Annotated in this window: 8 protein-coding genes; 7 read left to right on the top strand and 1 reads right to left on the bottom strand. The window is 32.3% G+C overall.

Going from position 1 to position 8,970, the window contains the following annotated elements:
- The coding region (gene tuf, locus K324_RS0112395) for an elongation factor Tu (protein WP_026749413.1) at positions 1–1,166 on the bottom strand (1,166 nt) is incomplete at its 3' end.
- A gap of 248 nt (positions 1,167–1,414) precedes the next feature.
- On the opposite strand from tuf, the gene K324_RS0112390 reads away from it, so the two are divergent.
- The 7 genes from K324_RS0112390 (at position 1,415) to gpmA (ending at position 8,228) form a co-directional block, all read left to right on the top strand.
- Positions 1,415–3,124, top strand: coding sequence for a DUF262 domain-containing protein (locus K324_RS0112390; RefSeq protein ID WP_026749412.1), 1,710 nt, complete (start codon positions 1,415–1,417; stop codon positions 3,122–3,124).
- A gap of 156 nt (positions 3,125–3,280) precedes the next feature.
- The gene (locus K324_RS0112385; RefSeq protein WP_026749411.1) at positions 3,281–3,766 is read left to right on the top strand and encodes an HMA2 domain-containing protein; all 486 of its coding nucleotides are present in this window, start codon (positions 3,281–3,283) and stop codon (positions 3,764–3,766) included.
- Positions 3,766–4,137 (top strand): HMA2 domain-containing protein, encoded by a 372-nt coding sequence (locus K324_RS0112380; protein ID WP_026749410.1) that lies wholly within the window; start codon positions 3,766–3,768, stop codon positions 4,135–4,137. The genes K324_RS0112385 and K324_RS0112380 overlap by 1 nt, the downstream gene beginning before the upstream one ends.
- A gap of 35 nt (positions 4,138–4,172) precedes the next feature.
- A complete protein-coding gene (locus tag K324_RS0112375) occupies positions 4,173–6,353 on the top strand; it encodes a heavy metal translocating P-type ATPase (RefSeq protein WP_026749409.1) in 2,181 nt (726 codons plus the stop codon).
- 55 nt (positions 6,354–6,408) lie between these two features.
- Positions 6,409–7,155 carry a hypothetical protein gene (locus K324_RS0112370; protein WP_026749408.1) on the top strand — a complete coding sequence of 249 codons (747 nt, stop codon included), beginning with the start codon at positions 6,409–6,411 and terminating at the stop codon, positions 7,153–7,155.
- 38 nt (positions 7,156–7,193) lie between these two features.
- Entirely contained in the window at positions 7,194–7,481 is a 288-nt protein-coding gene (locus tag K324_RS0112365) for a hypothetical protein (RefSeq protein ID WP_026749407.1), read from the top strand.
- A 60-nt stretch (positions 7,482–7,541) separates the two neighbouring features.
- On the top strand, positions 7,542–8,228 hold the full coding sequence (gene gpmA / locus K324_RS0112360; protein WP_026749406.1) for a 2,3-diphosphoglycerate-dependent phosphoglycerate mutase: 687 nt from the start codon (positions 7,542–7,544) through the stop codon (positions 8,226–8,228).
- Positions 8,229–8,970: the final 742 nt, after the last annotated feature.

Below are 8,970 nucleotides of genomic sequence, written 5' to 3'. Positions count from 1 at the left end.
ACTACTCCTGAAGCTACTGTTCTTCCACCTTCTCTTATCGCAAATCTTAATCCTTCTTCCATTGCGATTGGGTGAATCAATTCAACTGTCATTTCAATGTTGTCTCCAGGCATTACCATTTCTACACCTTCTGGCAAATTAACTTCTCCTGTGATGTCAGTTGTTCTGAAGTAGAATTGTGGTTTGTATCCTGTGAAGAATGGTGTATGTCTTCCTCCTTCGTCTTTTGTCAATACGTATACTTCTGACTTGAATCCTGTATGTGGAGTGATTGTCCCTGGTTTAGCAAGTACTTGCCCTCTTTCAACTTCTTCTTTCTTAGTCCCTCTTAACAATGCTCCGATATTGTCCCCAGCTTGTCCTGAATCCAATAGCTTTCTGAACATTTCTACTCCTGTTACAGTAGTCTTTGTCGTTGGTTTGATTCCTACAATTTCCACTTCCTCACCAACGTTGATTACTCCTCTTTCAACTCTTCCTGTTACAACTGTTCCTCTTCCTGTAATTGTGAATACGTCTTCAATTGGCATTAAGAATGCTTGGTCTACCGGTCTTTCTGGTGTTGGAATATATTCGTCAACTGCGTTCATTAATTCCATGATTCTTTCTACCCATTGAGCTTCTCCATTTAATGCTCCTAATGAAGATCCTTTAATTACTGGTACATCATCTCCTGGGAATCCGTATTCTGTAAGTAATTCTCTTACTTCCATTTCTACTAATTCTAATAATTCTTCGTCGTCTACCATGTCAACTTTGTTTAAGTAAACTACAATGTAAGGAACTCCAACTTGTCTTGCAAGCAGGATGTGTTCTCTTGTTTGAGGCATAGGCCCATCAGCTGCTGATACTACTAGGATTGCTCCATCCATTTGAGCTGCTCCTGTAATCATATTTTTTACATAATCGGCATGGCCTGGACAGTCAACGTGAGCATAGTGTCTGTTTTCTGTTTCATACTCAATGTGAGCTGTGTTGATTGTAATCCCTCTTTCTCTTTCTTCAGGGGCTTGGTCGATATTTTCAAAATCAACTTTTTCAGCCAGTCCTTTTTCAGCCAATACTTTTGATATTGCTGCTGTTGTTGTTGTTTTCCCGTGATCTACGTGTCCGATTGTTCCTACGTTTACGTGTGGTTTGCTTCTCTCGAATTTAGCTTTTGCCATTTTAATTTTTCCTCCATTATTTTATTTTTTTATTTTTTATATGAATTTTTATCATTTTGATTATAACATATTTGGAAAATAATTGCAAGCACTGAAATTATAGCAATTAACTCCTTAAAATAAGGAAAAAATCACTTGCTATAACTTGTAAACTTTATTTTATGTGTTACTATGGAAAAAATTTTATAGTTGAAAAATAAGCCAGAAATAGTGTATAATTTGTAAAAAAGAAATAAATAGGAGGCGTTATGGTTGCAACAATACAAGTGAATAAGCAAAGTATAAAGCAGTTACTCGAAAGTGGTAAAGAGCAGACATTTTTAATACCTGAATATCAAAGGCCATATTCTTGGACTGAAAATGAAACTAAGACGTTATTTTATGATTTACTGGAATTTACAGAAAGTGAAACTAAAAAAAATAATAGTACCGAAGGGACATATTTCTTAGGAAGTATTGTTTCTTATGAAAATGAAGAGGGGGAACAGGAAATTATCGACGGGCAGCAGAGAATAACTTCTCTCTTCCTGCTTTTACGGGCAATTTATACAAAATTAACTTCTTATGAAGAAAAAACTGTGGAGCAGGAAAATTTCATAAGACAGATTCAGCCGGCATTGTGGAAACAGGAAAAACTTACTGGAGAAGTTGACTATACAAGTGTACTGATTAATTCGAGAGTTATAGACAATGAAGGAAATAAAATTTTACAGAATATCTTGGAAACAGGTGTTGCTGATTCTAAAGCCACTGACAATTATTCCAAAAACTACATTTTATTTCAAAAACTATTCGATAAGCTTTGTGAATTAAGTCCGACATTAATGCTGGAGTTTATTTACTACACTTTAAACAGGGCGGTTGTTTTCCCGATAAAGACAGATTCGCAGGACGATGCCTTAAGTGTATTTTCAACATTGAATGACAGGGGACTGCCTCTTTCTGAAGCAGATATTTTCAAGGCAAAAATGTATAACAGAATAAAAAAGGAATACAAGAAATTATTTATTAAACAATGGAAAAATCTGAGCGAACGGGCAATTTATGCTAAGGAAAATGTAAAACAGCTGTTTTATTATTACATGTTCTATTTAAGAGCCACAGAAAAGGATATGGCGACTACTACTCTTGGGCTTAGACGTTTTTACTCAAAAGGTGGATTTACACGGCTTTATAAATCAAATTTATTAAAAAACTTGGATCAGATTCTGGATTTATGGGTTGTTATGAACAGACGTGAGTCAATTGATGAAAAACCTTGGACAGAAAATATACAGATTATTAAAATTTTGGATACTTTGTCGGCTTATCCGAATGAATCTTGGAAATATCCTGTTGTTGTGTACTATCTGGCTCACGGTGATAAAGAAAACTTTGAAACATATTTTTTGAAATTTTTACGAAAGCTGTTTTTGGAATTGACTGCAAATTATCTTGTAACACCGAGCGTTTCAGCTGTAAAATCTGATATTCTGAAATTAAATGTGGATATAATTGACAATATTTCGCCAAAAATTGCATTTAAAAATATCCCAATTTCTGTACTTCAGGAAAAAGTAAAGACACCTAATAAAAATCTTGTGCGTATGATTTTAAAAATGGTTGTCTACAATAATCAGGATGAACTTTTGCCTGAAAAATGGGAAGTTGAATACATTTTACCACAAAAATGGAGCAACCGTTTCTCAGAAAGCATGGAAAATAAGCAGGTTAAGGAGTATATAAACTACATTGGAAATAAGATCCCTTTTGAAAAGAAACTGACAATCAAGGCTTCGGAAAACTTTTTTGACAAGAAAAAAGTAAATTATGGAAAATCTAAAATTAAATATGTAAGGGAATTGATTCCAACAGATAAGACTGACTGGACTTTTGAAGATATTGATACAAGAAATAGAAAAGTGGCGGAAGAACTTGTTAAGCTGTTCATTACGTGGAACGGGGAATATGAGTTTTAAAATTTCCATTTTTCATAAAATAAGGGTGTACAAAAATGCCCTTATTTTTTTGTAAAACTATTTTTTAACATTCATTTTATTTAATTTGATTATATGTCTTGTAATTTTAAATAAAAAAGTATATAATGAATTATAAAAATATTTAAGGAGTCGGTTATGCTGCAAAATTTTTATGGCGTTATTCAGGTAAAACATTACCAGAATGGACGTTTGAGGCTTCAAACAGATATATTAAGGGAAAATGTGGAATTAGAACAGGAATTTTTAAATAATATGCGACAACTATCAGGGATAGATTCAGTGAGAGTCAATTCCGTTACTGGAAGCATCCTAATTTATTTTGATGAAAAAATTATTGAAAGTTCGTTTTTATATTTAATCGTTCTAAAATTACTCCATCTGGAAGGAGAAGCCCTAAAAAATAAACCTGGAAAAATAAAAGTATTGTTAAAACAAACATTTGAAGCGGTGGATATGGCTATTTACAATAAAAGTAAAGGTTATCTGGATTTAAAAACATTAGTTGCAGGAATTTTTGCTTTTTATGGAATTAAAAAATTAAGAAAATTTCCAGAATTGCCTGCGGGTGCCACTTTACTATGGTGGACTTTTATTTTTTTATCAGAAGGGAAAAGAAAATAATGTTGGAAAATTTATTTAAGGCTACATATCTGATGTTTAATCAGATAAAGGTTGTACACAGTATTCCCGGCAGATTAAGGCTTTCTGTCCCAAATTTATCAGATATTCCAGAAGAATTAAAAAAATATGATTATCGGGTTACAGAACTTATTTTATCAAAAAAAGGTATAAAAAGTGTTGAGTTTTCGTATATAACAAATAAAATTCTACTTTATTATGACATAAAACTGATTTCAGAAAAACAAATACTGGACTGGCTGAATAAAGTCTGGAAAACGATGATTAATCATTCCGAATTATATGAAAATAAATCCTTGAAGGAAATAGAAGATAATTTGGATACTTTTTATAACATAATTAAAGAACTTTAATTATTGTAAAAATGAAAGAAAAGAAAGGGATTTTTATGTTAAATAAAAATTATTTACTGGATTGTGAGATTTTACACGAAATTCGTGGAAGAATCAGAATAAAATCAAGGGCTTTAAAATATCTTGGGATTCATAAGGAAGAAATAACAAACCAGCTGATGCAAGTTCATTATATCCAAAGTGTTGAAATTTCAATTATTACAGGTACTGTTCTTATTTATTTTGATAATTTGGCACTGACTGGTGAAAACTTGGTATCTTTAATTCAAAATACGTTAAATACATATCTGGTGGATATTTATAAAAATGAAAAAAAACAATCATCAAATAAATATGTTATTGAAAGACGTCTACAGGAAGAATCCCCACAGGAAATTATAAAAAATATTGGTGCCGCAGTGCTGTTACTTCTACTGCCAAATCCAAAGACAAAATTGACAGGAATCAGACGATTGTTTAACTACAAGACTTTGTCAACAATTTCTTTAGCCCTGCCTGTTTTAAAAAATGGAATTTATTCCCTGATTCAAAATAAGCGTCCTAATGCAGATACACTAAGTTCTACAGCTATCGTCAGCAGTATCATTTTAGGAAGTGAACGAACAGCCTTGACAATTATGATCTTAGAAAAATTTGCAGAACTGCTTACTGTTTATACAATAAAAAAGACACGTGGTGTAATTAAAGATATGTTAAGCGTTGGAGAAAACTATGTCTGGAAACAGTCTGATGATGCGGAAACAGCCAAAAAAGTCCCAATTGAAGAAATTAACAGGGGAGATTTGATACTTGTTCAGACTGGGGAAAAAATAAGTGTGGACGGAACAATTGAAAAAGGTGAGGCAATAATTGATCAGTCACCAATCACAGGGGAATATATGCCTGTTACTAAAAAAGTCGGTGAGGAAGTTTTTGCAGGAACACTTTTAAAAAGTGGAAATATTACTGTAAAAGCTGAAAAAGTCGGTGATGACAGAACAGCTTCAAGAATTATAAAATTAGTGGAAGATGCCTCCTTTAACAAGGCTGACATTCAATCTTATGCCGATACATTTTCCGCACAACTGATCCCACTAAACTTCTTACTTGCCGGAATCGTCTATGTTTCCACCAGAAACCTACAAAAAGCACTAAGTATGCTTGTAATCGACTATTCATGTGGAATAAGACTATCAACGGCAACAGCATTTTCAGCTTCAATTAATACAGCGGCTAAAAATGGTATTCTGATTAAAGGAAGCAACTATCTGGAAGAACTTTCAAAATCTGACACAGTGATATTTGATAAAACAGGTACAATAACCGAAGGAAAGCCTAAAATCCAAACACTAAAGACTTTTGGAAAAAATATGAAAGATAACAGGATGCTTGCACTGGCTGCCGCAGCCGAAGAAACTTCATCACATCCATTGGCAAGTGCAATTTTGAATGAAATTAAAAATAGAGGATTAAAAATTCCAAAACATAAGGAATCCGTTGTCAAAGTGGCAAGAGGAATAGAAACTTTTGTAAATAAGGACATTATTCGTGTGGGAAGCCAGAAATATATGGAAGAAAATGATATTTCACTTAAAATGGCAGGTGATATAGTCAAAGGAATGCAAAACCGTGGGGAAATTGTAATTTATGTGGCTAAAAACAGTGATTTAATAGGTGTTATCGGCGTTTCAGATCCTCCTAGGGAAAATATAAAAAAGGCAATTAATCGGCTAAGAAATCAGGGAATAGACGATATTGTACTGTTGACAGGAGATTTAAGACAACAGGCTGAAACCATTGCGTCAAGAATGTCGATGGACAGATACGAGTCTGAACTACTTCCTGAGGACAAGGCTAAAGATATTTTGAAATTCCGTTCAATCGGTTCAAAAGTTATTATGATAGGTGACGGAATAAATGATGCTCCTGCCCTTTCCTACGCAAATGTAGGAATAGCCTTGGGAAGTTCACGAACAGATATTGCAATGGAAGCTGCCGATGTTACAATAACTTCAGATGATCCGTTATTAATACCGGGTGTAGTAGGTTTAGCCAAGAACACCGTAAAAATAATAAAACAAAATTTTGCAATGGCGATTGGAATAAACAGTTTTGCCCTTGTGTTAGGTGCGACAGGACTTTTACCTGCAATATACAGCTCGATTTTACATAATTCAATAACAATTTTAGTAGTTGGAAATTCATTGCGGCTATTAAAATATGATGTTAATAAATAGGAATTTTTGTGTTTTTATATTTTTTAGTCTAATGTTGAAGGAGTTTGAATAAAATATGAAAAAACTAACCTTAATAATACTGCATAAATTACCAAACCGTGTCAGATTCAAAATCTCACATGACATTATTAACCAAAAAAAATTTTTTGAAACAATAAAAGTTGAAACAAAAAATACAACCTTGCGATATAACCAAACTATAAATACTTTACTTGTCACATTTGAACCTGAGGAAATTTCAATAGATGAAATAATTTATCGAACCGCAACTGCCTTATCAGTTGAGCATAAGATGACTTCAGTAAAACTGATTGAAGATTTTGAGGAAAAATCAATAGATTCACTGTCTGTTTATTCTGGGGCCGCAATATTGCTTTCTTTCCTATATGGGCTTGGCAAAAGTAAAGTTGAGAAATTACAGATAGACATAAATAACTTTGCAGCTGGACTGACAACCGCAGCAATTATAGAGCATGCCTACAGGGAAACACAGCGTAAGGGCTTTTTTGACATTGAAATATTGCCTGCACTATATTTGCTCAAATCTTATCTGGCAAACAGATCGGTTACAGCGATAGCACTTATGTGGTTTACAACTTTTGGACGACATCTCGTATTGAATAACTTCTCAAACAAGGAAGTGAGAATTTACCGGTTAAAAGCCAATAATGGAAAATTTCATTATGTCGTGGATGTAAAAAATGATAATTCCATCGAAAATTTAAGTGACTTGATAGATCATATATTTTTTAACAACAGGATGGGCAATGAAACAGATGACAAATATATAGCTTTACAATAAATAAAATAATAATAAATAAAAAATTTGGAGGTATAAAAATGATAAAATTTGGAAACATTAAAAAGGAACATTTAGTAGGAGCAGCAATTGGAGTAGGAACTGTAGCAGTAGGTTATTACCTGTACAAAAAAAATCAGAATAAAGTTGACAGTTTTTTAAGAAAACAGGGAATAAACATAAAAACATCTTCAGAAGCAACTTATGATAATATGAATCTTGAAGAATTAATGGCAACAAAGGAACATCTTGAAGACTTAATCGCTGAAAAAGAATTATCTACAAACACAACTGTTACAGAAGCAGTTGTAGAAACTGAAATAAAATAATAAAATAAAGCCACTTTTTATCAGTTCAATATTAAAGGACTTTATCAAAAGGAGGAAACAATGAAATTAGTATTAATTCGACATGGTGAAAGCCAATGGAACCTGGAAAATAAATTTACCGGATGGAAAGATGTGGATTTGAGTCCAAAAGGCATGGAAGAGGCAAAAGCTGGTGGTAAGACATTAAAGGAAATGGGATTAGTTTTTGACATTGCCTATACATCTTATTTGAAAAGAGCCATCAAAACTTTAAATTACGTTCTGGAAGAATTGGATGAACTATATATTCCAGTTTACAAATCCTGGAGATTGAACGAACGTCATTATGGAGCATTACAAGGCTTAAACAAAGCTGAAACTGCTAAAAAATATGGTGATGAGCAAGTCCTTATCTGGAGAAGAAGTTTTGATATTGCTCCACCCGCAATAGACAAATCAAGTGAATATTATCCAAAAGCAGACAGAAGATATGCCGACTTGTCCGATTCTGAAGCACCACTTGGAGAAAGCCTGAAAGATACAATTGAAAGAGTCCTGCCCTACTGGCATTCACATATTTCTAAAAGTTTGCAGGAAGGAAAGAACGTTATTGTGGCAGCTCACGGAAACAGTTTACGAGCTTTAATAAAATATTTATTAAATATTTCCGATGATGATATTTTAAAACTGAACTTAACAACAGGAAAACCCTTAATATTTGAAATAGACAAGAACTTAAATGTATTATCGTCACCAGATTCCTTTTAATCTTAATAAATAAAATTATTTTGAGCAAGGGCAAACTTACAGTCCTTGCGTTTTTATTTTACATTTTTTATACTAGATCCCATTTAAAAAATAGAAGTAAAATTCTACAATAAGTAATTTGATAGTTTTGTTAAAAAAATCAAATTTAATTCTTAAGTATCCATATAAGGGATTTTTATTTAGATTATGAAAAACGGCTTATTATTAATAAATATTTTTTCTTTTTATAAAGCAAGGGAAATCAGTCGCCATTTCCCTTTATTTCGCAATAATAGTTATTTTAGTATATTTAAATAATGTCATACTAAAGAGAATAGCGAAAGTGCTACGCACTATCCCTGGCTCGTCTAAGCATTTTTTTGAAATATTCCCAAATTTTATTTGGGAAAGTAGTCGAAACATTTATTATTTGGAAAGTATTAAATAAGCAAAATTTCGTTAAAGGAAAAATAACTGTCTGAGCGTAGTTTTACGAAGCGAGTTTTATTTTTTCTTTATAAGAAAGTTTTGCGTAAGCGGGGTTGTAAGGGCATGGCGTCTGATGCCCTTACGTTACAAAAAAATAGAAAAAACTATTATTAATCATAATATTTATAAATAAAATTATAAAAGTCTTTAAGATGGATACTTAATGATAAAATTTAATTAAAGGATATTTTAATAGTTACATAGGTTGTATAATAGCGTAATCCTATAAAAAAATGACTTTAATTTTATAAATTTTTTGATTTCTATTATTTAA

The organism is Leptotrichia trevisanii DSM 22070 (assembly GCF_000482505.1).
Lineage (GTDB): Bacteria > Fusobacteriota > Fusobacteriia > Fusobacteriales > Leptotrichiaceae > Leptotrichia > Leptotrichia trevisanii.
Note: the sequence above shows the minus strand (reverse complement) of the source record. Positions and strands in the feature narration are given on the sequence as shown.

Bases quoted from the DNA above. Each gene is read 5' to 3' on its own strand.
- K324_RS0112380 (WP_026749410.1), top strand. From the start codon at position 3,766: ATGTTGGAAAATTTATTTAAGGCTACATATCTGATGTTTAATCAGATA.
- K324_RS0112375 (WP_026749409.1), top strand. From the start codon at position 4,173: ATGTTAAATAAAAATTATTTACTGGATTGTGAGATTTTACACGAAATT.
- K324_RS0112365 (WP_026749407.1), top strand. From the start codon at position 7,194: ATGATAAAATTTGGAAACATTAAAAAGGAACATTTAGTAGGAGCAGCA.
- K324_RS0112370 (WP_026749408.1), top strand. From the start codon at position 6,409: ATGAAAAAACTAACCTTAATAATACTGCATAAATTACCAAACCGTGTC.
- gpmA (WP_026749406.1), top strand. From the start codon at position 7,542: ATGAAATTAGTATTAATTCGACATGGTGAAAGCCAATGGAACCTGGAA.
- K324_RS0112390 (WP_026749412.1), top strand. From the start codon at position 1,415: ATGGTTGCAACAATACAAGTGAATAAGCAAAGTATAAAGCAGTTACTC.
- K324_RS0112385 (WP_026749411.1), top strand. From the start codon at position 3,281: ATGCTGCAAAATTTTTATGGCGTTATTCAGGTAAAACATTACCAGAAT.